Origin of the sequence: Mesorhizobium sp. M1396, assembly GCF_040317725.1 — a bacterium.
Classification (GTDB): domain Bacteria; phylum Pseudomonadota; class Alphaproteobacteria; order Rhizobiales; family Rhizobiaceae; genus Mesorhizobium.
Genome location: NZ_JAMYLA010000040.1, coordinates 1 through 21,607, shown reverse-complemented (window position 1 = coordinate 21,607; position 21,607 = coordinate 1). Strand labels below are relative to the sequence as shown.

Annotated in this window: 25 protein-coding genes; all 25 read right to left on the bottom strand. The window is 60.6% G+C overall.

What is annotated here, in order from left to right; all coding sequences use genetic code 11:
- Positions 1-19: 19 nt before the first annotated feature.
- Positions 20-1,087, bottom strand: a complete 1,068-nt coding sequence (gene hypE, locus NKH02_RS23720; protein WP_352881896.1) for a hydrogenase expression/formation protein HypE — start codon at positions 1,085-1,087, stop codon at positions 20-22.
- Complete coding sequence (gene hypD, locus NKH02_RS23715) at positions 1,084-2,241, bottom strand: hydrogenase formation protein HypD (RefSeq protein WP_352881893.1); 1,158 nt, start codon at positions 2,239-2,241, stop codon at positions 1,084-1,086. Before hypD ends, hypE begins: the two co-directional genes overlap by 4 nt.
- On the bottom strand, positions 2,238-2,930 hold the full coding sequence (locus NKH02_RS23710) for a D-sedoheptulose-7-phosphate isomerase (RefSeq protein WP_352881890.1): 693 nt from the start codon (positions 2,928-2,930) through the stop codon (positions 2,238-2,240). The genes hypD and NKH02_RS23710 overlap by 4 nt, the downstream gene beginning before the upstream one ends.
- 11 nt (positions 2,931-2,941) lie before the next feature.
- On the bottom strand, positions 2,942-3,223 hold the full coding sequence (locus NKH02_RS23705) for a HypC/HybG/HupF family hydrogenase formation chaperone (protein WP_352881887.1): 282 nt from the start codon (positions 3,221-3,223) through the stop codon (positions 2,942-2,944).
- A 2-nt stretch (positions 3,224-3,225) separates the two neighbouring features.
- Positions 3,226-5,652 (bottom strand): carbamoyltransferase HypF, encoded by a 2,427-nt coding sequence (gene hypF, locus NKH02_RS23700; RefSeq protein WP_352881884.1) that lies wholly within the window; start codon positions 5,650-5,652, stop codon positions 3,226-3,228.
- A complete protein-coding gene (locus NKH02_RS23695; protein WP_352881881.1) occupies positions 5,649-6,851 on the bottom strand; it encodes an NHL repeat-containing protein in 1,203 nt (400 codons plus the stop codon). Before NKH02_RS23695 ends, hypF begins: the two co-directional genes overlap by 4 nt.
- Positions 6,848-7,720, bottom strand: coding sequence for a NifU family protein (locus tag NKH02_RS23690; protein WP_352881878.1), 873 nt, complete (start codon positions 7,718-7,720; stop codon positions 6,848-6,850). The genes NKH02_RS23695 and NKH02_RS23690 overlap by 4 nt, the downstream gene beginning before the upstream one ends.
- Before the next feature lies 1 nt (position 7,721).
- Entirely contained in the window at positions 7,722-7,946 is a 225-nt protein-coding gene (locus tag NKH02_RS23685; RefSeq protein WP_352881875.1) for a hypothetical protein, read from the bottom strand.
- Positions 7,947-7,954: 8 nt separating this feature from the next.
- Positions 7,955-8,167, bottom strand: a complete 213-nt coding sequence (locus NKH02_RS23680; protein ID WP_352881872.1) for a hypothetical protein — start codon at positions 8,165-8,167, stop codon at positions 7,955-7,957.
- A gap of 1 nt (position 8,168) precedes the next feature.
- Positions 8,169-9,212 (bottom strand): hypothetical protein, encoded by a 1,044-nt coding sequence (locus NKH02_RS23675; RefSeq protein WP_352881869.1) that lies wholly within the window; start codon positions 9,210-9,212, stop codon positions 8,169-8,171.
- Positions 9,213-9,310: 98 nt separating this feature from the next.
- Positions 9,311-9,631, bottom strand: coding sequence for a hypothetical protein (locus NKH02_RS23670; RefSeq protein ID WP_352881867.1), 321 nt, complete (start codon positions 9,629-9,631; stop codon positions 9,311-9,313).
- Complete coding sequence (locus NKH02_RS23665; RefSeq protein ID WP_352881865.1) at positions 9,628-10,104, bottom strand: hydrogenase maturation protease; 477 nt, start codon at positions 10,102-10,104, stop codon at positions 9,628-9,630. The genes NKH02_RS23670 and NKH02_RS23665 overlap by 4 nt, the downstream gene beginning before the upstream one ends.
- A 10-nt stretch (positions 10,105-10,114) precedes the next feature.
- Positions 10,115-10,438, bottom strand: a complete 324-nt coding sequence (locus tag NKH02_RS23660) for a hypothetical protein (protein ID WP_352881863.1) — start codon at positions 10,436-10,438, stop codon at positions 10,115-10,117.
- A 42-nt stretch (positions 10,439-10,480) separates the two neighbouring features.
- Positions 10,481-10,795 (bottom strand): hypothetical protein, encoded by a 315-nt coding sequence (locus NKH02_RS23655; RefSeq protein ID WP_352881861.1) that lies wholly within the window; start codon positions 10,793-10,795, stop codon positions 10,481-10,483.
- A 93-nt stretch (positions 10,796-10,888) separates the two neighbouring features.
- Entirely contained in the window at positions 10,889-12,487 is a 1,599-nt protein-coding gene (locus tag NKH02_RS23650) for a nickel-dependent hydrogenase large subunit (RefSeq protein WP_352881860.1), read from the bottom strand.
- Positions 12,488-12,532: 45 nt separating this feature from the next.
- Entirely contained in the window at positions 12,533-13,495 is a 963-nt protein-coding gene (locus NKH02_RS23645) for an NADH-quinone oxidoreductase subunit B family protein (protein WP_352881858.1), read from the bottom strand.
- A 198-nt stretch (positions 13,496-13,693) separates the two neighbouring features.
- Entirely contained in the window at positions 13,694-13,936 is a 243-nt protein-coding gene (locus NKH02_RS23640; protein WP_352881855.1) for a hypothetical protein, read from the bottom strand.
- 1 nt (position 13,937) lies between these two features.
- Positions 13,938-15,389 (bottom strand): sigma-54 dependent transcriptional regulator, encoded by a 1,452-nt coding sequence (locus tag NKH02_RS23635; RefSeq protein ID WP_352881853.1) that lies wholly within the window; start codon positions 15,387-15,389, stop codon positions 13,938-13,940.
- 51 nt (positions 15,390-15,440) lie between these two features.
- Positions 15,441-16,184, bottom strand: a complete 744-nt coding sequence (locus tag NKH02_RS23630) for an HAD family hydrolase (RefSeq protein ID WP_352881851.1) — start codon at positions 16,182-16,184, stop codon at positions 15,441-15,443.
- Positions 16,181-16,738 (bottom strand): thioredoxin family protein, encoded by a 558-nt coding sequence (locus tag NKH02_RS23625; protein WP_352881850.1) that lies wholly within the window; start codon positions 16,736-16,738, stop codon positions 16,181-16,183. The genes NKH02_RS23630 and NKH02_RS23625 overlap by 4 nt, the downstream gene beginning before the upstream one ends.
- 10 nt (positions 16,739-16,748) lie before the next feature.
- Complete coding sequence (gene rpe / locus NKH02_RS23620) at positions 16,749-17,435, bottom strand: ribulose-phosphate 3-epimerase (protein WP_352881848.1); 687 nt, start codon at positions 17,433-17,435, stop codon at positions 16,749-16,751.
- Positions 17,432-18,367: a CbbX protein gene (gene cbbX / locus NKH02_RS23615; RefSeq protein ID WP_352881847.1), complete on the bottom strand. Its 936-nt coding sequence runs from the start codon at positions 18,365-18,367 to the stop codon at positions 17,432-17,434. The genes rpe and cbbX overlap by 4 nt, the downstream gene beginning before the upstream one ends.
- A gap of 13 nt (positions 18,368-18,380) precedes the next feature.
- Positions 18,381-18,770 carry a ribulose bisphosphate carboxylase small subunit gene (locus NKH02_RS23610; protein WP_352881845.1) on the bottom strand — a complete coding sequence of 130 codons (390 nt, stop codon included), beginning with the start codon at positions 18,768-18,770 and terminating at the stop codon, positions 18,381-18,383.
- A gap of 22 nt (positions 18,771-18,792) precedes the next feature.
- Positions 18,793-20,253: a form I ribulose bisphosphate carboxylase large subunit gene (locus tag NKH02_RS23605; protein ID WP_352881843.1), complete on the bottom strand. Its 1,461-nt coding sequence runs from the start codon at positions 20,251-20,253 to the stop codon at positions 18,793-18,795.
- 27 nt (positions 20,254-20,280) lie between these two features.
- Complete coding sequence (gene fba / locus NKH02_RS23600; protein WP_352881841.1) at positions 20,281-21,360, bottom strand: class II fructose-bisphosphate aldolase; 1,080 nt, start codon at positions 21,358-21,360, stop codon at positions 20,281-20,283.
- Positions 21,361-21,607: the final 247 nt, after the last annotated feature.

The following is a 21,607-nucleotide window of genomic DNA, read 5'->3' as shown; positions in this document are numbered from 1 at the left end:
CTACTTTTTCGGGTCATGCTCAGCAAATCCGCGGCAGTTGTTCGCCGACCAGCATGTCGACGATGCGCCGGCCGCCGAAGACAGTCTCCATGGTGACGCGGCCCGCTTCACCGCGGCCGGCATGGCCAATGATCGACGAGCCGTGCCCCAGCGGATGCATGGACAACGCGGCAAGTGCGGCGGCACTTTCCTCGGCTGGCACCGCGATGACGATTTTGCCTTCATTGGCGAGGTAAAGCGGGTCGAGACCAAGAATCTCGCAGAAACCGCGCACTTCGTCGCGCAGCGGGGTCAAGGCCTCCTCGATCTCGATCGACACGCCGGAGGCCTCGGCTATTTCGTTGAGCACAGTGGCAACCCCGCCCCGCGTCGCGTCTCTGATACAGCGCGTGCCGGGCGCAGCTGTGAGCAGCACCTCGATCAGCCCGTGCAAGGCCGCGCAATCGCTTGCGATCGATGTCTCGAGTTCCATGTCGCCGCGCGCGCATAGGATCGCCGCGCCGTGGTCGCCCAGCAGTCCGTTGACCAGAATGGCATCGCCCGGTTTCACCAGGTCGATGCCGAGATTAAGCCCCGGCCGGATGATGCCGATGCCGGTGGTGGTGATGAAGATCTTGTCGCAAGCGCCGCGCTGCACGACCTTAGTGTCGCCGGTGACGATGGTGACGCCGGCTTCGTGCGCGGCCTCGGCCATCGAAAGCGCAATACGGCGCAGCATCTCGACCTTCATGCCTTCCTCGATGACCACGGCGCAGGACAGATAGAGCGGCTTGGCGCCACCGACCGCGAGGTCATTGACCGTGCCGTAGACCGCGAGCTTGCCGATGTCGCCGCCCGGAAAGAACAGCGGGTCGACCACGAAAGAATCGGTGGTGAAGGCCAGCCGGTCGCCATGCGTTGCCAGCATCGTCAGATCGAAGCGGGCCTGGTCTTCCAGCACTTCCGGAGCGGCACCGGCGAAGGCACTGATGAAGACGTCGTCGATGAGATCCTTCATCGCCTTGCCGCCACCACCGTGGGCGAGCGTCACTGTCGGAATGAAGACACGCCCCAGCACGCGTTTGGGTGGAGGTGGTCGCATGTTCATGACACGGCCACCGGCTGGGCGTTGGGCCGGGCAGCGGTATGCTTCTTGACACCGCCATACTGGTAATAGGCGGCGCAAGCGCCTTCGGACGAGACCATCAAGGCGCCGAGCGGCATTTCCGGGGTGCAAGCGGTGCCGAACACCTTGCACTGCCACGGCTTGATGACGCCCTTCAGCACTTCGCCGCACTGGCAGGATTTCGGGTCCGCAATTTTAACACCTGGGATCGCGAATTTTCGCTCGGCATCGAAACTGGCGTAATCGTCGCGCACCTTGACGCCGGAATGATCGATCGAGCCCAGCCCCCGCCATTCGAAGAATTCGCGCAGCTCGTAGACCTTGCCGACGGCAGCGAGGGCTGCATTGTTGCCTGCTTCCGGCACGATGCGGGCATACTGGTTTTCAATCTCGGCACGGCCATCCTTGATCTGCTTCAGCACCATCCAGACCGATTGCAGCACATCCAGCGGTTCAAAGCCGGCGACGACCATCGGCCGCTTGTAAAAGTCGGCGATGAACTCGTAGGGCGCGGTGCCGATGACCATCGACACATGGCCCGGTCCGAGGAAGCCGTCCAGATGCAGATCGGGACTGTCCAAGATCGCCTTGATCGTCGGCACGATGGTGATGTGGTTGCAGAATACCGAAAAATTCTTGATGCCGTCGGCTTCGGCCTGCAGCACGGTCAGCGCCGTGGAAGGCATGGTGGTCTCGAAGCCGAGGCCGAAGAACACCACTTCACGGTCCAGGTTCTTCCTGGCCAGCGACAATGCGTCCATCGGCGAATAGACCATGCGCACATCCGCGCCATCGGCCTTGGCTTGCTGCAGGCTCTTCTTCGAGCCGGGCACACGCATGGCGTCGCCGAAAGTAGTGAAGATGACTTCGGGCCGCTCGGCTATCGACACGCAATCGTCGACCCGGCCCATCGGCAGCACGCAGACCGGGCAGCCCGGTCCATGCACCAACTCGACGGCGTCTGGCAGCATGCCTTCCAGCCCGTAGCGGAAGATCGAATGGGTGTGGCCGCCACAGACTTCCATGATGTTGATCGGCCTCGTCCTGGCGATCTCGATGGTGGCGGCGAGCTTGTCGATTTCCTTGATCAGGACTTTCGCTTTCTCGCGGTCGCGGAACTCGTCGGTGTATTTCATTGGACGCTCCCTTTTCCGGCGGCGGAGCCGCGTTCGTCGGCGAGCAGCGTGTGCACGAGGTCCCACAGGATGTGATAGGCGGCGACGTGGCATTCCTGGATGCGGTGGATCGAGGTCGATGGCACGACCAGCAGATGATCGACAGTACCTGACGATTTCATGCGACCGCCATCGCCGCCAGCTAGCCCGATCGTATGAACGCCCATCTCCTTGGCCTTGGCAAAGGCGGAGACCAGGTTCTGCGAATTGCCGCTGGTCGAAATGCCGATCAGCGCATCGCCCTTGCGGGCATGAGCAAGCAGCTGCCGGACGAAGACATGGTCAAAGCCGAGGTCGTTGCCGACTGCTGAAATCATCGCCAGATCGGCGACGAGATTGGTGGCGGCCAGCGCCGGCCTGCCGGCCGTCACGGGATGGACGAACTCGACCGCGACATGGGACGCATCGCAACTCGAGCCGCCATTGCCCATGGAGAACAACTGACCGTGTTTCCGGTAAACCTCGGCCAGCGTATGCGCGGCGGCGACAAGAGTGGCAGCCTGATCGCCGAAGAAGCGCTCGTTGGTTTCGCGCGTATCGCGCGCCTTCTCGGCGACGGAATGCAGCAGTGCGGCATTCATTTTTTCTGGGTCCTGGGCCTTGCCGTGTAGGAACGGATAGAGACCTTTCAGTTCGCTTTCGCTGGACATTTCATGTCCTCCTAATGGACCGCCGACAGCCGCATGGACTCCATCTCGGCTTGCGCTTCGCCGAGTTCGGTGAGGATTTTCAGGGTTTCGGCTGCTTGATCTTCATCAATGCGGCTCATAGCGAAACCGACATGGACCAGCACCCAATCCCCGACGCAGTCGTCTACCGAATGGTGTTCGTTGACGATGCAGGCGATGTTGATCTGCCGCCTGACGCCGCTGACATCGACCGTCGCCAGCTTTTTTGCGTGGTCATCGATCTTGAGGATCTTTCCGGGGATGCCAAGGCACATGATCAGCTCGCTTTCTGCCGGACATTGCCGGCCTCGATGAGATGGGCGGCGGCGATCGCTGCCTGGCCAAACGCGACTCCACCGTCATTGGCGGGAACGTTGGTGTGCGTCAGGACGTTGAAATCCATTGCCTCGAGCCGGCCGATGACCTGTTCGAACAGCACCTTGTTCTGGAAGCAACCCCCTGACAGCGCGATCGTGTCGAAGCGCGGCGGGGCGTCTTCATCCTCGCGGCGCGCCAGCTTCAGCGCCATGGCGGCAATCGATTTAGCCAGGCCTTTGTGGAAGCGCGCGGCGATGATGGAGGCCGGCGTCCCTAAGATGAGGTCGCCAAGCAGGGCATTCCACATGCCCAGCGGCTCGATATAAGGCAGGCCAGACCTTTTTAGATTCGGGATAGGCAAGGGATAGGCGAGATGATCGCCCTCCTCGGCAAGCGCCTGCGCCGAGACGATCGCTTCCAGCCGGGCAGCGGCCTCGCCTTCATAGGCCTGGCGGTCGAAGCAGAGACCGAGGGCGGCTGCGACCGCATCGAACAGCCGGCCGCACGAAGACGCCTTGGGCGAATTAAGCGATGCCTTGATCATGGCGTCCAGCGTCGCCAACGGTTTGGCGGAGAGCGCGGCAAACAGGTCCAGTTCTTCAAAATTCATGGCGAACGCCGGCCAACCCATCTCGGCAATGAGATGCGCATAGAGGTTGCGCCACGGCTCGCGCACCGCTTGCGCACCGCCAGGCATTGCGACCGGCTTGAACGTGCCGAGCCGTTCGAAGTGACGATAATCCGCAAGCAGAAACTCGCCGCCCCAGATCGCGCCGTCTGAACCGTAGCCCAGCCCATCCAGAACGATTGCCAGAACCTGCGCGGCCGCAAGCGGGCGTCTGTTTTCGGCGAGACATGCGGCAGCGTGCGCGTGATGGTGCTGAACCTCCAGCAGCGGAAGGTTTTCACTCGCAGCGGTGGCACGTGCCAATTTTGCCGACAGGTACTCGGGATGCCGGTCGGCAGTCAGGGCAACTGGGTGGTGATCGAAGAGACTGCTATAGAGGGTCAGGTTCTTGCGGTAGTCGTCGTAGGTCAGCGCGTCTTCGAGATCGCCCTGATGCTGCGACAGCACCGCACGGCCGTTCTTGATCAGACAGAAGGTCGATTTCAGCTCGGCGCCATAAGCGAGGATTTCCGGCGCCTGTTCGAAGCCGTCCGGCAGTGCGATCGAAGCCGGAGCATAACCGCGCGCGCGGCGCAGCGCGCGCAGCCTTCCGCCCATGTGGCGTACCACCGAATCGTCGATCCGGTTGGCGATGTCGCGATTATGCACCAGGGCATAGGGTGCGATCGCAGACAGTTTTTTCGCAGCCTCGGCGTCATCGATCACTTGCGGTTCGTCGGACAGATTGCCGCTGGTCATGATCACCGGCCGGCTCATGCGCTTGAGCATCAGCAGATGCAAAGGCGTCGACGGCAGCATGAACCCCAGCGTGTTGAGGCCAGGCGCGATCTGATCCGGCAGCTTATCCGGCCCGTCGGCGGCAAGCAGGACGATCGGCGCCTCTCGGCTTGTAAGCGCGACAGCTTCGTTTTCGCCAACGGTTGCGTAGCGCCTGATCACATCCAGGTCGCGAGCCATCAGCGCGAAGGGCTTTGCATCGCGGCGCTTGCGTTGGCGGAGCATCGCGACCGCGTCCGGTCTGGTCGCGTCGCAGGCCAGCTGGTATCCGCCGAGTGCCTTTATGGCGACGACTTCTCCCTTCTGGATCAGGCTCAAAGCCGCATCAACATCGTCGAGCATCGAATGCTGCTCGAAGGAAAAAGCGCGGCCATCGAAACGGATCAACCGGGCTCTTGGTCCGCAGACATGGCAGGCCGTCGCTTCGGCATGGAAGCGGCGGTCGGCAGGGTCGCGATATTCCGCGCCGCATGCCTCGCAGAGCGGAAACGGCGCCATGGTGGTCGTTGCGCGGTCGTAGGGCACGCTGCGAACAATGCTCAGCCGCGGGCCGCAATGGGTGCAGTTGGTGAAGGGGTAACGGAAGCGCCGCAGGAACGGGTCGGAAATCTCCGCCGCGCAGGCATCGCAGATGGCAGCGTCGGGCGATATTTCGGTGAGGGCAGCGCCTGCTTTGCTCTCGACGATGGTGAAGCCCAGTCCGATATGACCGGAATGGTCATGGGTTTCGATGCTGGTGATTTCGGCCAATGGCGGTGGTGATGCCCGCAACTCGTTCACCAGCGCGGAAATGTTGGAAGAGGCGCCGCGCAGACGAATCAGCACGCCTTCGCCATCGTTTAGCACCTGGCCATCGAGACCAAGCCGGCGGGCGATCCGCCACACGGTCGGCCTGAAGCCGACGCCTTGCACGCGGCCACGGACCCTGACCTCGACGGTGACCACCGGGTCGGCCATGGTCAAGCGCAACTGCGTGTTCATGACCCCGCCTCCCACAACAACACCCGGTTGTTGCCGGTATCGGCGACTGCCAGCGTTGTGCCGGAGGCCGCCAAGGCGAAGGGCCAGCAGACGCTGTCGCGCGCAGCGAAACGCCAGCGGTTGTCGCCCTTGTCAGAAAAGCCAGGCTGCGCTGCGAGACCGGTGGCGGCGCGATCCATGCCGAGGTCATCGAGTGGATAGCCGACCAGCCGGGAATTAGCTGTGTCGGCACAGAAGACGGTGCCGTTATGGATGACCATGCCATACGGCATGTTGAGCGCACGGTCGTTTGGATAATAGCCGGCCCGATTGTGGTCGTTGCCGTCGAAGCTCGATTGGCCGAGTACGAAGCTGCAGGGTGCGCCGTCGGCGTTGGGCATGGAATTCCACACCATGATGCGGTTGTTGCCGGCATCAGCGACGAGAATCCGGTTGTTCTCCACAGCGACGCTGTGCGGCCATCTCATGCCGATGGCCGCACCGACGCCCGACGCGTTGTCGTCGCGCGTCGTAGCATCCGCCTGGCCGAGCACCTGATCCGCCGGTTGGCCGTTGCATTGGGGAAGCGAGTTCCAGACCAGCACCCGACGATTTCCGGTATCGGCGACGAATAGCCGTCCCTCGGCGATGGTGACGCCGTAGCACCAATTAAGCGTGTCGGCGGCCGCAATGGCGTCTCCGCGGTTGGCGATGCCGCTAGAAAAATCCGCCTGCCCGAGCACCAGGTCCGCCGGCTGGTTCGAATGCTCGGGCAATGTGCGCCAGACCAGCACACGATGGTTCCATGCGTCTGCGACAGCCAGCATCCTCCCGTCAGTTGAGAGTCCGGTTGGCATGTTCAGGCTCGCCGCGCCGACCCGTCCATGCGCGTTGCGGCCCTCGGAAAAAAAGTCGGGTTGTCCGATCAGCAGATCGGCGGCGGTGTTGTCTTCTTGCGGCACGCTGTTCCAGACCATCAGGCGATGATGACCGGTGTCGGCAACGAAGAACGGCCCCCCGTCGGGCGCGAAGCACAGACCGCGCGGGCCAAACAGCGTGTTCGGTTTTGGTGCAACCGGGACCGGCAATCCGTTGGCATCGACCTGGTCGCCCAGGACGACCCGCGCGCCAGCCGGGTTGAGCATCGGCACCGTCGGCTGCCCCATTCCGGCGAGCGGCAGGCTGCGGCGATAGTGCGGCGCCAGCGAGATCCGCATCATGACGACAGCCTGACTTCGACGCGATTGCCGACGATGCGGACGGCGTGCGACTGAAGCGCCACTTCCGGCGCCGTCAGGCATTCGCCGCTGGATAGGTCATATCGAAAGCCATGATGCGGGCAAGTGATGATGCCCTCGTCTATGTCGCCGCCGTCCAGCTCCATGCCAAGATGGGCACAGGCGTTGTGGAAACACGTAACGACAGCGTCCTGGCGCGACAGGATGACATTTTGCCCGCCGACGACAACGGCGCTGATACCGCCTTGCGGAATCTCATCGAGGCGGCACACTAGATGCCAGCCACCAACGGCGCCAAGCGCGAAAGGGCTGATGAAGCGGACGCTGTCATTGTCGGTGGCGTTACTCATCCCTTTGATCTGGATAATGTCGGTGATCTCCGGACAGGCCTGCTCGACCGCCTTCTTCACACCGGCATGGAAGGTCAGAGCCGATGCCGGGCAGCCATCACAGGCGCCGACAAAGCGCACCTCGATCGCGGGCGGCCGGACATTGACGAGTTCCACGTCGCCGCCATGCGAGGCCAGCATCGGGCGCACGCCGTCGAGCGCCGCCTCCACCCGTTCACTGAGGCTGGGCTTCAGGATGTCGTGGCGGCGCAGCACCGCATAGACAACCTCGTCGGCTGCCGCCTGTTTCATTGCGGCGAGTGCCGCCGGCTCATCCTTTAGCGCCCGCACCAGACGACGTATGGCCTCGCCATTCAGGTCCTCGATGGCGCGGCGGTAGGCCTCGACCGCGCCGCGCTGCGTTTCATCCCAGGTGGAAAAGATCGCCTCGACCTGCTCGATATCGCCGACCAGGCCAGCGAGGTCCTCGCGTTTGGTCGCGATCAGATCGACGGCGTTCATGTCAGCGGTACTTCAGGTTCTTGAACAGATACGGCTGCAGCGCGCCGCCGATCAGGCCGGCGACGAGAGCTGCTGCTGCCAGTGGTGCACCGGCTTTGACAAGGACGACGAGCAACACGGCGGTCACGGCCGCGCCTAAAGCCGTCTGGCGATAGACTTTTCCCGGGTCGGCGAAGAGCTTTCCCCGAAAGAAGAGAACGATCGAGCTTCTTACCATTTCCAACATGATTGCACTCAGCCCACTAGCGCCAGAACGATCAGTCCGACCAGGATCCCTGTCACGCCGCCGATTGGTCCGTAAAAACCACCCATCATGGCGGCGAGCTCGTTGCCCAATGACTTGCCGCCGGTCATGATACCGCCGATTGCTCCGCCGATGCCGGACGCTACCAATCCAATAATCAGCGCGAGCACCGCACCGGTTGCCGTTAGTTCAACTCCTGCCACGTCAATGCTCCTTGAGGTCAGTTTCAATGCGATCTCGAGTTTCCCCACCATTCTTCCCAGCCGGTTTGCTCGGCGGCGTGGAGAGAAGTTCACGCTGGATTTGCTCCAAAGCCTCAGCAACCGTGCGGGCCTTGTCCACCTCGCCGCTGGTGCTGAAAATTTCGCGGCTCTCCCGGTAATATTCGCGCGCGGCAAGCAGATTGGCGCGGTTGCCGTCTTCTGGTCGCTCGGGGTCATCGGGCAGGTTCCAAAGACAGTTCGCCTTATTGGAGACCGTGTTGGCATATTCGAGCGGCATCGTCGCGCGCACACGCACTTTCAGCGCCTCGTCATAGGCATCGAGCGCGCGCAAGTTGTTCTCGAGTGCATGGCTCGAGGAGGCATATTGCAAGGCATTTCCCAGGTTGTTCTGCAACATGGCATATTCGGTCGGATGATCGATCAGACTGACGGTCTTTAGCCCTTCTTCAAAGGCCTGGACCGCGAGTGCCTCGCGCATTTTGGCTCTGGAATCGGTAAATGGCATCGAGAGGAATGCAGTCGCCAGATTGTTCTGGAGAATTGCGAATTCCTTGGGGAAACGGACCTTGTCGAAGGTGCGCAGCGCCCGCTGATAAGCCGATATCGCGTCGGTGATGCGGGCCTTGTGGTGACCAGCCAGATTCTGGATGGCGAGGCCGAGGTTCATTTCCGCCTCGGCCAGCTCCTCGGGGCGGCCGAAGTCGATGAGGTGTGGTATGGCCGCTTCGAAGGCGGCGCGCGCTTGCTGCAGCGCTAGAGTACCCTCTTCCGGCAAGATCAAAAGCGCCGAGCCCTTGCGCGCAGAGATTCGTGCAAGAAGCAGTCGTTCGTCTTGCGGGCAGACCCGCAGTGCCCGATCGTAAAGGTCTATCGCCGATAGGATCTGCTCGGATAGCTTGGGGCGCTGCTGGAGTCCCATGGCAATTTCCATGAGCATCTCGGCCCGCTCGGCGGGGTTCGCCGATTCGTCCTCCGCCGCAGCGAGCGCCGCGCGCACCTCATCGTCAGCGCGAGTGCTTTCCAACTTGGGTTCCTCCACGGCTGCTTTGCGCAGCTTATTATCTTAGCAAAGATGCTAGTTGAGTTTTTTATGCCTGTCTACTTAAATTGCTAAGTGTAAACTTACTTTGCTTTGAAGGCCGTTTTGGCCACCAGGGCGGCCTGCGCCGAATCCCAGCCCACGCAAAATTCGCCATCAAAATCGTCCTCTAGCCCGTGTTCCCGAAAGAAATCCGGTGCGAAAACCACACGGTCCCCGGCTGCGCTGAGTCGCTTGAGGAGATAGCCGCCAGAAGCGGCGTGATGGACAGGCAAAATGACAAGATCATTTTCGCGCCGCAGCAGAACCACCGTATCGAGGCCCGCGAAGTATCGGTCGTATGTCGCAACGGACAGATAGAGCCCGCCGCGCCGGATCTGGACGCAGTCAGGTGGTATTTTCATGCTGGCAGCCTTGCCAGCCGTTCGACTATGAGCATCTCGACGCGCCGTGAAACCTTGCTTGCCGATGCCGCGACGTCATCCGACAATCCAATACCGAAGCCAAGTTCCTTGGCCTCGATCAGAAAGACCGTCACGTCATCAGGGAAGTCTTGCCGAAAGATTTGCCGCCCGGCATGGAGGGCGGCGTCCCAGCGAAAATCATGGAGATTGAGACCTGGGGTATATGACCGCTCAAGCGCGGCGCCAGGCACCTCGTAGATCGCGCCTGGTTTCACCCCTGTTTTCGCGGCATCGACAACAATCAACGAAGTGCAGCCCCGTGCAGCGAACATGACCGACATGCCGTCTGTACCGGCGTCCAGCAATTTGACTTTCGGTCCTTCGAGATTGCGGTGTTTGAGCTCGCGTATGACCTGCAGGCCGACGCCATCGTCCTGACGGTTTGGATTCCCGCAGCCGATGACCCCGATCATGTTTGTCCGCTCATATCCGCCAAAGCCGGCATGACCATTGCGGCTCGACCGGGACAGCAAGTTCCGGCAGTTCGCAAAAGTGCCGATGGATAAGGTAATACATGCATGTCCCGCAGGCCTGCTCCATTCCGCCATGCTCCACCGGGTGATCAGTGAAGCCCGCGATCACCAGCAGGGCTTTGATATCCTCGTCCGCCGCCCGCAACCGATCGATGATTTCGGCGACGTTCTCATGGCTATCTGCGCGTGGAAAAACCTCTGTCTTCAGGCCGCCGGCAAGCAGGGACCGAATTTGTCCGGGCACATCCTCATCAGTCGTTATCTTCGCTACCATGGCAGTATCCAGCTGAACTGGTTCGATCTAACTCCATTCGGTCTAAATACGCCAAAGCCTGCACCACCAATCAGCATCGACCGGCACGGCCAACTCCGGCAGGTCGCACCATTCCCGGTGGACGAGATAGTACATGCATTCCATGCAGCGCTGCCTGTCAGGACCATAAGGCTGGTCCAGGAAACCGCTGATTATCATCTTGCCCTCGATGTCATCTGGCTTAAGCTGACGCAATTCAGCCAGTATCGCGGCGAACTCCCTTTCCGTTTCGGGAAAGGGCTCTGTCTGCGTCTTCAGCCCATTCTGCATCATTTGGGCCATCTTGCGCAGCAGAGAATGCTGTTGCTCGCTATTCATTGCCTGCGGTCCCGAGTTCGTTTGCAGCGGATCCGATCGCCCGCCACGTAGCGAGGCGATCGGGGCTGAGAGCGCCCGACAAATCGCGTCGGGTCAAGCCGTGCGAAAACGCGCGAGTTCGGTCCCGGTGCTGGCGTCATGGGCATGCACGGTACAGACAAGGCAGGAATCATACGAGCGGCAGACATGCCCAACCTCGACGGGATCGCTGGGATCAGCGATCGGCGTGCCGATGAGCGCCTGCTCGATAGGGCCAAGCTCGCCGCCATCCGATCGCGGCCCGACGTTCCAGGTCGTGGGCGCGATGATCTGGTAATTCTTGATCTTGCCGCCCTGCACCTCGATCCAGTGACACAGCGCGCCGCGGATAGCCTCGGTGGCCCCCCAGCCGCGACCGTCCTTTTCGGTCGGCTTGATGTACCAAGGATCATTGAGGCGGAATTCGCGCAGTGCATGTTCGGCCTGGCGATAGAGTTTTACGCCCTCGTGCATGCGGGCGAAGTGGCGCAGCATGACACTGGCCCCGCCAAGCTTTTTGTACATGTCCAGCACGAGCGGGTCGTGATGCTGCCAGCTTTCTCCATGCCCGCCGCCCGCGATCAACTGCCGGGCCAATGGTCCGGCTTCAAGCCGACCATTGTCATCGTGGCGGACCGCGGTAGCCCATGAATACTGATTGTCATATTCGACGGGGTTCTTGCCGACTGCCTTTGTCGAACGGTCGAACGGATGCTTGCCGCTCGGCTCGTCGTACCAGGCATGCACAAGGTCCTCCCGTGTGTGGACCTGGTCCATCAGCTTATGCGTATCCGCCATCCCGTCATAAACACCGCTTTTCATGATCAGTGAGGCATTGCGGTTTTCGATGGTCGGCCGGTTGTATTTGTCCTCGTGCGGCAGGTAACCCCACGAAACATATTTTCCGTGACCTTTGCCGTATTTGTCGACGCCAACATCCATGCTCATGCGCCAGAACATGCCCAAGTCGGAATTCGCGTGTTCGGGGCGTTCATCCAGCCAGGCCATGAAGTCGTCATAGGACCGAATTTGCTCATAGCGCTCGAAGGAGCAGCCAAGCCATACCGGCTCCATCCAGTTGCGGCGGAAATGTTCCAGGATCGACCATGCCCGGGTTACGTCGGTTAGTGTCGGCGCACACATGACACCGCCGGGCACCATGTAGCTCGAATGTGGCCATTGGCCTCCAAGCAGGGCATAAATTTCGACCGGCCGGCCGGAGATGGTCACTCCAAGCTCATAATTGGTGCCGGTGAAGGGCGACCAGCGTTTGACGGCTTCCTCGTAGAATTTCGAATGCGAATAATTCTTGTGGGTGTAGTCGATCATGAACAGGCCGTAATGATGCCTGGGCAAGCTCTGCAAGCTTTCGACGATCTGACCGAGATTGCGCGCCAGGATGGCGTTGCGTGGGACCTCGGCTTTCCAGGCGGTGTCGAGCGCCCAGGCTGCGCAAGTCAGGTGCGAGGCGCCACAGATTCCGCAAGCACGAGGAGTGACGACCAATCCGGCCTGCGGATCCTTGTCGCGCAGGATGATCTCGAACCCGCGGAAGAGTTCGGCTTGGGTCCAGGCGTTTACGACAACGCCGTCCTGGATATCGACACGGACGTCGAGATCGCCCTCGACGCGGCCAACAGGAGAAATATCAAGTGTTTGAACTGCGGCTGACATGGCCTTTCGGACCTCCCTAAAAATCAGTTCTTGTGCTCGGTGGCTTCAGACGACGAATATGTCTTCCTCGGCCCAGCGCGGCGAGGCAGCCTTGGCTGCGGCGGTGAGCTTGATGTAGCCGGTTTTGTCGACGCCGCTCGGCATGTCCTTTGGGACGCCCATGACGGTCTGGGTCTTGAACACGGTCCCCGGAGCCAGATCGAAGAACGGGAATTCGGGCTCGGTGCAGCCCATGCAAGGCATGCCGGCACGCGTCTTCGATGATTGCCGGTTCCACAGGATGCGGTTGCATGGCGAATGCGTCATCGGCCCGCGGCAGCCCAGGTCATAGAACAGGCAGCCTTTGCGTTGGCCAAATTCGGTCGCCGACACCTTGTAGGCGAAATGCATGTTGCGCGTGCAGCCGGTCTGGGTGAAGGAGGTAAAGAATGTCTTCGGTCGCTGGAATTCATCGAGCGTCAGGTCACCACCACGTCCCGTGGCCACTGCCACGACGATCTGCGTGATCCAGTCCGGATGGGCCGGGCAACCTGGAATGTTGATCACTGGCAGGCCGGCCTTGGATTTGAAATCCTTGCCGAGGAAGCCGCCATGGCTGCGTTTGAGGAACTGCAGCCCTTCGCTTTCCGATGGGTTGGGCGCTGTTGCAGGAATCCCTCCCCAGGTCGCGCAGTCACCAACGGCGACGACGAAGTTGGCGACCTTACAAAGGTCAACTACCCAGTCGCGCATCGGACGGCCGGCGAAGCGGTTCCATTCGCCCGTTCCGTTTGGCGCATTCACGACCGTGCCCTCGAAGACGAAGATGTCGAGAGCCAGCGTGCCCGACGTGAGCGCCTTCAGCATCTTCTGAAGGTTCTCGCCGAGCTCAAGCCCAAGCGATGGATGCCAGAGCACATTGATGCCAAAGTCGGTAACCAGATCGCACGCGCTCGGTTCCTCCGCATTGAGGAATGACATCGTATTGCCCGAGCAGGCTCCGCCCTGGAGCCACAGAAGATTGGCCATGAATTCCTCCCTGGATAACTCTAAGCGCTTGGCGAGCACTCACAGGAAGGGAAAAGCAAGGTCCATGCCACTTACAGGAGGCTAGGAAAACGCGTTAAAATCAAACATTTAATCGCCGTGCGATATGGTGCAATGCAGCAAAGGCCCCATCCGCTCCTGCAAAGTTTGTTTGCACGTGAAAAGAAGGTTTCGAAGGGTTCAGCCTTGCCGGTTGCCGCAAACCGGGCAGGACACTTCAGACAGATAGCCGTACCAGATGCCGCGACAGCGACTGCACCAATGACCGGTGGTCTGGCGCTCGGAAGCGCCGATCGCCCTGGCGATCTTCCCAAGGCCCAGATTTCTCGTCGGGTTGTTCGCTCCTGGCGGCGTCACTTTCGACTGCGGAAAACGGACAACTGGGGCTTCATAGGTAGTGCCGGTGCTGTCATCCTTGGCCATTTCAGCCACCTTCAACAATATTGTAGCGTTTGATCTTATTGGCTAGTCCAACACGCGACAGGCCTAGCTCGGCTGCCGTGCGGCTTTGGTTCCAATGATTTCGCAGCAGAGAGGTTCCAACAATCTGCCGCTCGAGGCTCTCGACCTGATCCTTGAGCGTTGTCCCTTCGGGCAAGAAGCCTCGCACGCCATCCGGAACCTTGCGCAATGCGGCTGCCGCCAGCAGCGCCGGCGACATGTTGCGAGTGGTGATGTACTCGCCGTCCTTGGCCAGAGCCACCATTCGGCGGATTTCATTCTCGAGTTCTCGAATGTTGCCGTGGAATTCGCATGCGCTTAATTTTTCGAGCGCATTGGCGGTGATGCCCAGGATCTTCCGGCCAATTGCGTCGGCATGCTTGGCTGCAAAGAACTCCGCCAGCGGCGCGATGTCGTCGCGACGTTCCCTGAGCGATGGAACTTCAAACTCGAACCCCTTGAGCCGGAAATAAAGGTCCTGCCGAAACTCTCCCCTGGCAACGAGATCCTTCAGCGGTCTGTTCGAGGCTGCAATAATGCGGACATCGCAGTGAAGCACCTTGTCTGCGCCCAAGGGCTTCACCTCGCCCTCCTGTAAGAATCTCAACAAGCTGACCTGAAACGAGGGCGATACATCAGATATCTCATCGAGGAAAACCGTTCCGCCGTCAGCTGCACGGAACAGTCCCAACCGGTCGGAGATAGCTCCGGTAAAAGCCCCGCGTTTGTGGCCGAAAAGTTCGGACTGCAGGAGTTCGTCTGGCATGCCGCCGCAATTCTGGACGAGCAATGGGCTGCTGCTACGCATCGAATTGTAGTGGATTGCCCGCGCGAGTAGTTCCTTGCCGGTCCCGGTCTCGCCTTGGATCAATATTGGCAGCTCCGTCGTGGCGGCTTGACGTGCCAGGTCACAAAGCTCGGCCATCTTCTCGCTTATATAGATCAGCTTTTCGAACCTCTGGCTTTCCGGCCGAAAGGTTGGGCCCTTTCGCTCGCCCAAAATGAAGGAATCACCCGAGATCTTGAATTCCCTCGACAGGAGGCGGTGCCGACGCGCAAGCTCGCGGGTCTCCAGCGCACGCTCGACGACGAGGCCAAGCTGGGCAGCGTCGAGTGGCGCCAGCAGAAACTGGTAGATGGCAGCCTGCGAGAGGGCCTGCTCGGAAGCGTAACTCGAGGCGGCAGTGACATAGACCCGAACGATGTCAGGATGGGAAACCCGCAACCGCGTAAGAAAGTCCAGACCTGCCGCCTCGCCCGCACCATCTTCGGCAATCGCCAGATCGACGTGGATGGCGCCCATGGTCGTAAGGGCTTCGGCGACCGAGGCTACAGGAATTACGCGGTATGCATAACGCTCCGACAGGACGTGAAGAGCCGACGACCAGTCGCTTCCCGGTCGTGAAAGGACGATAATTGTGCCGGCGTGTTCCATCAAAGATAGTTTCCACTCTGCCTATCTTGTTAGCAGGGTAAAACACTGTCTTCAACCACGCCGGCTCACGCAAGCTTGGGCAAACCGGCGCGGGCCGAATTTCCAGATCGCCCCGATAGCGGCTTCACATTCACTTAGGTCAGCGATCGTTAGATCGGCATCGGCGGCTTCTTCAGCGCTTTTCAAATAACCGTTCCTAACCAAGACAATCGGCAGGCCGGCGCTATGCGCGGCTACGATATCGATTCCACTGTCGCCGATCATGACCGCATCGCCCCGCCCCATTTCTAGCCGGCCCAAAGCGAGCAGGAGCATATTTGGCGCCGGCTTTGCAGCTATCCCAGCGCCTCCACCGATGACAGCGCTCATGAAGGGCAATAGCGCGAAATGATCGAGGATACGCTCTGCCAGATCCTGCCGCTTGTTGGTCACGACGCCCAGGCGGAACCCGTCCCCGTGAAGCGCTTGGACAACCGCGCGAGCATAGGGCATTGGCCGGGACAATGTCGTGAGCTGCCCACGATAAATCTCGAACATCGCGTTGTATTTTCCCTCAAGTTTTTCGCCGTCAAGTGAATATCCGCAGCTGTCAAACGCGTTTTCCACCAGCGCCTTTACGCCGTTGCCAATCATCCTGCGCACCTGGTCGAGCGAGAGCGGCCCCAACCCATGCATGGAAAGCAATTGGTTCACGGATGCCCGAAGGTCGGGTGCTGTGTCGATCAGAGTGCCATCGAGGTCGAAGAGGACGGCACGAGGACGGTGCCAGCCGGGATCGCCAGCGTCGGCTTTCATAAGCCGGTCCTCCATTTGATGGAGCAGCCAACCGAGGCGATCTGCTCGTCTGGTCCATACCCGCAATTGGCGATCTGGGTCATCGCTTGATAGAGATCGCGCCGAAGACCCGGTGGGCCTTCCTCCTTTCGCGACGCATCGAGCCGCCCCCGATACTGCAGCTTGAGTTCGGCGTTGAAGCCGAAAAAGTCCGGCGTGCATGTGGCCCCGTACGCCCTTGCTGCCACTTGGTCGGCGTCGTGCAAATACGGGAAGTCGAATCGATGTTCTCGAGCGAAAAGCTTCATGTTCGGAAATGAATCTTGCCGATAGATTTTGGCGTCGTTCGCATTGATGGCAACGAAGCCGACGCCGAATTGTCTGAGGTCACGAGCATCGCGCACGATGCGGCCGATGACAGCCCTTACGTAGGGGCAGTGATTGCAGATGAAAGCGACCACCAATCCGCGCGGCCCAGCGCTGTCTAGGACACGATGCGGCTTACCGTCGAGGCCGGATAGCGTTGCGTCCGCCGCCGACAGTCCGAAATCGCAAACCGGGGAAGAGAATGCCATCGTGGAACCCTTAAGCCGCCCTGTGGGCCGCCCCGTCGGCGGCCTTTCTGATAGCGGAGATGTTATGCCGGTAAGCTGCCTCGGTTCCGCCGCTGAACACCGCAGAGCCTGCGACCAGCACGGTTGCCCCGGCGGCGGCAACCAATGGAGCGGTCTCGGATGTCACCCCACCGTCGACTTCGATATCAATCGGCCGGTCGCCGATCATGGCTTTCACCCGCTTCACCTTCTCGACGATGGAGGGGATGAAGGCCTGGCCACCAAAACCCGGATTGACGGTCATCAGGAGCACGAGGTCGAGGCGATCAAGCACATACTCTATTACATTCTCGGGCGTCGACGGATTGAGCGAGACGCCGGCCCTCTTGCCCAGGTTCCTGATTGACTGAAGCGACCGGTCGAGGTGCGGACCTGCTTCCGCATGCACGGTTATAATGTCACAACCGGCATCGGCGAAAGCGGCCAGGTAGGCATCGGCCGGCGCAATCATCAAATGACAATCGAAGATCCTGTTCGTGCGGCTGCGGACGGCCTTGATCACAGGTGGGCCAAAGGTGATGTTAGGTACGAAATGGCCATCCATCACGTCGAGATGGATCCAGTCCGCGCCAGCCGCAATCACGGTCTCGATCTCCTCGCCCAATTGTGAGAAATCGGCCGATAGAATGGAGGGGGCGATGATGGTTGGTCTCGTCATGGGGTTTCCCTAACGCTGTCTGGCACGCCATTGGCGAACACTCGGCTTGCCCTGATGTCTTCTGCGCGGATGGTGGAAAGCTCCTCAGTGTCGATCGGGCCCTTCGCCTGTTCGAACAGGCGGTTCGCCTGCCTCAGTCGAGCCCGGTCCAGCGCGTTGCGGATCGACCGCGCATTGGCGAAATGCGGCTGCCGACGCCTCAGATCGATATAGTCGGCCATGACGTTGCGCGCCTCGTTGTCGAAGATGTAGCTCTGTCTTGCAAGCATCGTCTCCGCGATCGAGAGAAGTTCGCCATTGTCATAGTCAGGAAAGTCGATGTGGTGGGCGATGCGCGAGCGGAAGCCGGGATTGCTCGCAAAAAACTTGTCCATGCGGTCGGCATAGCCGGCGAGGATGACGACGAGATCGTCGCGCTGGTTTTCCATGACTTGAAGTAGAATTTCGATCGCCTCCTGGCCATAGTCGCGCTCGTTGTCGGGGCGGTAGAGATAATAGGCCTCATCGATGAACAGCACGCCGCCCATGGCCTTCTTCAACACGTCCTTCGTTTTCGGTGCGGTATGGCCGATATACTGGCCGACGAGGTCATCCCGCGTCACCGAAACGAGGTGACCCTTGCGGACATAGCCCAGACGGTGAAGCAAACTCGCCATGCGTAGCGCCACGGTGGTCTTGCCGGTACCGGGATTTCCTGTGAAACTCATATGCAGCGTCGGCGTTTCATGCGCCAGGCCAAGGCGCTTGCGTGCACGATCAACCAGAAGCAATGCCGCCGTCTCGCGAATGCGCTGCTTCACCGGCCTCAGTCCGGTAAGTTCGCTGTCCAGTTCGTCGAGGATTTCTGCGACCCCCGACTGGCGAAAGTCCGCCGCCAAATCAACGCTTCGTGGGGGGGCGGTGTTCGTTTCGAGGGCGGCAAAATCAGCCATAGCGCAATCCTTCTTAGCGTACCGCCGTCATAGAGATGTTGACGGTTCGTCCGGCCACCTCGGTGCGGGTCATGTGGAATGTTGGCTCAGCCTTTGGCCGGTTGACGATGAACGACATCCGCACCGTCTCGAAACCGCGCGTCGAATCGAAGGCGTTGATGCGAACATAGCTATCGGGAAATGCCTTGCGGCAGGCATCGACCTCCATCATGACGCCAGCAGCATCCCTGAGGTCGAACATCGGGTTTCCCCACATCTCCCAGTAGGTGTTCCGGGGATGCGGGTCGTGAGTATATTCGACACCGATCGCCCAGTCGCTGCGCAGGCAATATTCGACCTGTATCGCGATCTGCTCGTCGGTGAGGTCCGGAAGAAAGGAAAAACACCCCTGGGTGATGCGCATGATCGTGTCTCCTCTTCTCAGGTCACATCGCGACTTGCGGCGTCGGCGCAAAATCCGACGTATCGGTTGATTCGTAGTTGAAGGTGATGTTGCCCCAGGTATCCAGCGCAGCCTCCAGCGGCTTGCACCACTTGGCAGCGGCGCGCAGGATTTCCGGCCCTTCACGAGCGATGTCGCGCCCTTCGTTGCGGGCGAACACCATCGTCTCCAACGCGACGCGGTTGGCTGTAGCGCCGGCCTGAATACCCATCGGGTGCCCGATCGTGCCGCCGCCGAATTGAAGCACGACGTCGTCGCCGAACAAGTCAAGCAGCTGATGCATTTGGCCGGCGTGGATACCGCCCGAGGCTACCGGCATGACCTTGCGCAGATCACCCCAGTCTTGCTCGAAATAGATGCCACGCTGTAGATCGACTTTGTTATGCGCCTCGCGGCAGACATTGTAGTAGCCCTGTACGGTCATGGGATCTCCCTCGAGCTTGCCGACCGCCGTGCCAGCATGCAGGTGGTCGACACCTGCAAGCCGAAGCCATTTGGCGATGACACGGAACGAGATGCCGTGGTTCTTCTGCCGCGTATAGGTTCCATGGCCGGCCCGGTGCATATGCAGGATCATGTCGTTCTCGCGGCACCAGTTGGAGATCGACTGGATTGCCGTCCAGCCGATGATCAAGTCGACCATGACGATGACGGAGCCGAGTTCCTTGGCCAATTCGGCACGGCGATACATCTCCTCCATCGTGCCGGCGGTGATGTTGAGATAGTGGCCTTTCACCTCGCCAGTCTCCGCGGACGCACGATTGACGGCCTCCATGCAGAAGAGAAAACGGTCGCGCCAATGCATGAAGGCCTGGCTGTTGATATTCTCATCGTCCTTCATGAAGTCGAGCCCGCCCTTCAGGCCTTCATAGACGACGCGACCGTAATTCTTGCTGGACAAGCCGAGCTTCGGCTTGGTGGTGGCGCCCAGCAATGGCTTGCCGAACTTATCAAGGCGCTCGCGTTCGACGACGATCCCTGTCGGGGGACCCTTGAAGGTCTTCACGTAAGCGACCGGCAGCCGCATGTCCTCCAGGCGCGCGGCCTTCAACGGCTTGAACGAGAAGACGTTGCCAATGATCGACGCGGTGAGATTGGCGATCGAGCCTTCCTCAAACAGGATCAGATCGTACGCGACGTAACAGAAATACTGACCTGGGTTGTTCGGCACCGGATCGACCCGGTAAGCCTTGGCGCGATACTGGTCGCAAGCCGTCAAGCGATCAGTCCAGACAACCGTCCAGGTCGCAGTCGAGCTTTCGCCGGCCACGGCCGCCGCCGCCTCGATTGGATCGACGCCATCCTGTGGGGTGATGCGGAACAGCGCGATGAGATCGGTGGCTTTCGGCTCGTAGTCGGCGTTCCAATAGCCCATCTGCGCATATTTGAGCACGCCGGCCTTGTAGCGTTCCTTGCCCTTGAGTTCTGCAGGTTGAATGTTCACGGCTGGTCTCCCTTCCTGGAGGCGGTTTCACGCTGCGCGTGCGGTGGCGATACGCGGGTCGAGCTCGCCGGCGGCATAGCGCCTGGCCATCTCGTCCATGGGCAGCACCTTGATTCTTGAGGCGTTGCCCGCCGTGCCAAAACGTTCGAAACGATCGAGGCAGAGGTCGCGCATCGCATCCATTGCCGGTTTCAGGAATTTGCGGGGGTCGAACTCGCTTGGGTTTTCGCTTGCGATCTTCCGCAACTGGCCGGTCATCGCCATGCGGCAGTCTGTGTCGATGTTTATTTTGCGCACCCCATGGCGGATGCCGCGTTCGATCTCTTCGACAGGGACGCCGAAGGTCTGCGGCATCTCCCCGCCGAAGCGGTTTATGACGTCCTGCAACTTCTGCGGGACCGACGACGAACCATGCATGACGAGATGCGTGTTCGGCAGCTTCTGATGGATCGCCTCGATGACATGCATCGCCAGAATGTCGCCGTCGGGCTTTCGTGAAAACTTGTAAGCGCCGTGGCTGGTACCCATTGCAATGGCGAGCGCATCGACCTTGGTACGGCCAGCGAAATCGACCGCCTGCTCCGGATCGGTGAGGAGTTGGTCATGCGACAGGGCACCTTCCGCGCCGTGACCATCCTCGGCCTCTCCGTGGCCGGATTCCAGCGAACCGAGTACACCAAGCTCGCCCTCGACAGACGCACCTACGGCATGGGCCATGCGGGTCACGCGTTCGGTGATCGAAACGTTATAGTCGTAGCTGGCCGCCGTCTTGGCGTCGGATTCGAGCGAACCGTCCATCATCACCGAGGTGAACCCGTGACGGATTGCCGACAGGCAGGTCGCTTCGCTGTTGCCGTGATCCTGGTGCACGCATAGCGGAATATCAGGATAGATTTCTGTCAATGCCTCCATCATCTTTGCAAGCATGATGTCGTTAGCATAGCTGCGCGCGCCTCTACTGGCCTGGATAATCACCGGCGCGTCACAGGCCTTGGCAGCCTGCATGATCGCGAGCCCCTGTTCCATGTTGTTGATATTGAAAGCAGGCACGCCGTAGCTCCGCTCTGCGGCGTGATCGAGTAGTTGTCGAAGTGTGATGCGGGCCATCAGGCGTTCTCCGGATTGCGGGCCTTGGTTTGCAGGATTGCGATGCCGGGCAACTCGCGGCCTTCCAGCCATTCAAGAAAGGCGCCGCCAGCAGTTGACAGGTAAGTGAGGCGGTCGGGGGGCCCCGCCCCGGCGGGGGGGGGCGCGGGGGGGGGGGCGCGCCGCCGTGGTTCGGGGTTGGGGGGGGGGGGGGGGGGGGGGGCCCCCCCGCGCCCCCCCCCAGAGGGGGGCGAGCATTGGGGGGTAT

Excerpts from the sequence above, each read along its gene's own strand:
- NKH02_RS23710 (WP_352881890.1), bottom strand. The coding sequence starts at position 2,930 with ATGTCCAGCGAAAGCGAACTGAAAGGTCTCTATCCGTTCCTACACGGC.
- NKH02_RS23655 (WP_352881861.1), bottom strand. The coding sequence starts at position 10,795 with ATGAATAGCGAGCAACAGCATTCTCTGCTGCGCAAGATGGCCCAAATG.
- NKH02_RS23610 (WP_352881845.1), bottom strand. The coding sequence starts at position 18,770 with ATGCGCATCACCCAGGGGTGTTTTTCCTTTCTTCCGGACCTCACCGAC.
- NKH02_RS23685 (WP_352881875.1), bottom strand. The coding sequence starts at position 7,946 with ATGTTGGAAATGGTAAGAAGCTCGATCGTTCTCTTCTTTCGGGGAAAG.
- hypD (WP_352881893.1), bottom strand. The coding sequence starts at position 2,241 with ATGAAATACACCGACGAGTTCCGCGACCGCGAGAAAGCGAAAGTCCTG.
- cbbX (WP_352881847.1), bottom strand. The coding sequence starts at position 18,367 with ATGGCTGATTTTGCCGCCCTCGAAACGAACACCGCCCCCCCACGAAGC.
- NKH02_RS23690 (WP_352881878.1), bottom strand. The coding sequence starts at position 7,720 with ATGAACGCCGTCGATCTGATCGCGACCAAACGCGAGGACCTCGCTGGC.
- hypF (WP_352881884.1), bottom strand. The coding sequence starts at position 5,652 with ATGAACACGCAGTTGCGCTTGACCATGGCCGACCCGGTGGTCACCGTC.
- NKH02_RS23705 (WP_352881887.1), bottom strand. The coding sequence starts at position 3,223 with ATGTGCCTTGGCATCCCCGGAAAGATCCTCAAGATCGATGACCACGCA.
- NKH02_RS23695 (WP_352881881.1), bottom strand. The coding sequence starts at position 6,851 with ATGATGCGGATCTCGCTGGCGCCGCACTATCGCCGCAGCCTGCCGCTC.
- NKH02_RS23625 (WP_352881850.1), bottom strand. The coding sequence starts at position 16,738 with ATGGCATTCTCTTCCCCGGTTTGCGATTTCGGACTGTCGGCGGCGGAC.
- hypE (WP_352881896.1), bottom strand. The coding sequence starts at position 1,087 with ATGAACATGCGACCACCTCCACCCAAACGCGTGCTGGGGCGTGTCTTC.
- fba (WP_352881841.1), bottom strand. The coding sequence starts at position 21,360 with ATGGCCCGCATCACACTTCGACAACTACTCGATCACGCCGCAGAGCGG.
- NKH02_RS23640 (WP_352881855.1), bottom strand. The coding sequence starts at position 13,936 with ATGGCCAAGGATGACAGCACCGGCACTACCTATGAAGCCCCAGTTGTC.
- NKH02_RS23670 (WP_352881867.1), bottom strand. The coding sequence starts at position 9,631 with ATGAAAATACCACCTGACTGCGTCCAGATCCGGCGCGGCGGGCTCTAT.
- NKH02_RS23635 (WP_352881853.1), bottom strand. The coding sequence starts at position 15,389 with ATGGAACACGCCGGCACAATTATCGTCCTTTCACGACCGGGAAGCGAC.
- NKH02_RS23630 (WP_352881851.1), bottom strand. The coding sequence starts at position 16,184 with ATGAAAGCCGACGCTGGCGATCCCGGCTGGCACCGTCCTCGTGCCGTC.
- rpe (WP_352881848.1), bottom strand. The coding sequence starts at position 17,435 with ATGACGAGACCAACCATCATCGCCCCCTCCATTCTATCGGCCGATTTC.
- NKH02_RS23645 (WP_352881858.1), bottom strand. The coding sequence starts at position 13,495 with ATGGCCAATCTTCTGTGGCTCCAGGGCGGAGCCTGCTCGGGCAATACG.
- NKH02_RS23665 (WP_352881865.1), bottom strand. The coding sequence starts at position 10,104 with ATGATCGGGGTCATCGGCTGCGGGAATCCAAACCGTCAGGACGATGGC.
- NKH02_RS23650 (WP_352881860.1), bottom strand. The coding sequence starts at position 12,487 with ATGTCAGCCGCAGTTCAAACACTTGATATTTCTCCTGTTGGCCGCGTC.
- NKH02_RS23660 (WP_352881863.1), bottom strand. The coding sequence starts at position 10,438 with ATGGTAGCGAAGATAACGACTGATGAGGATGTGCCCGGACAAATTCGG.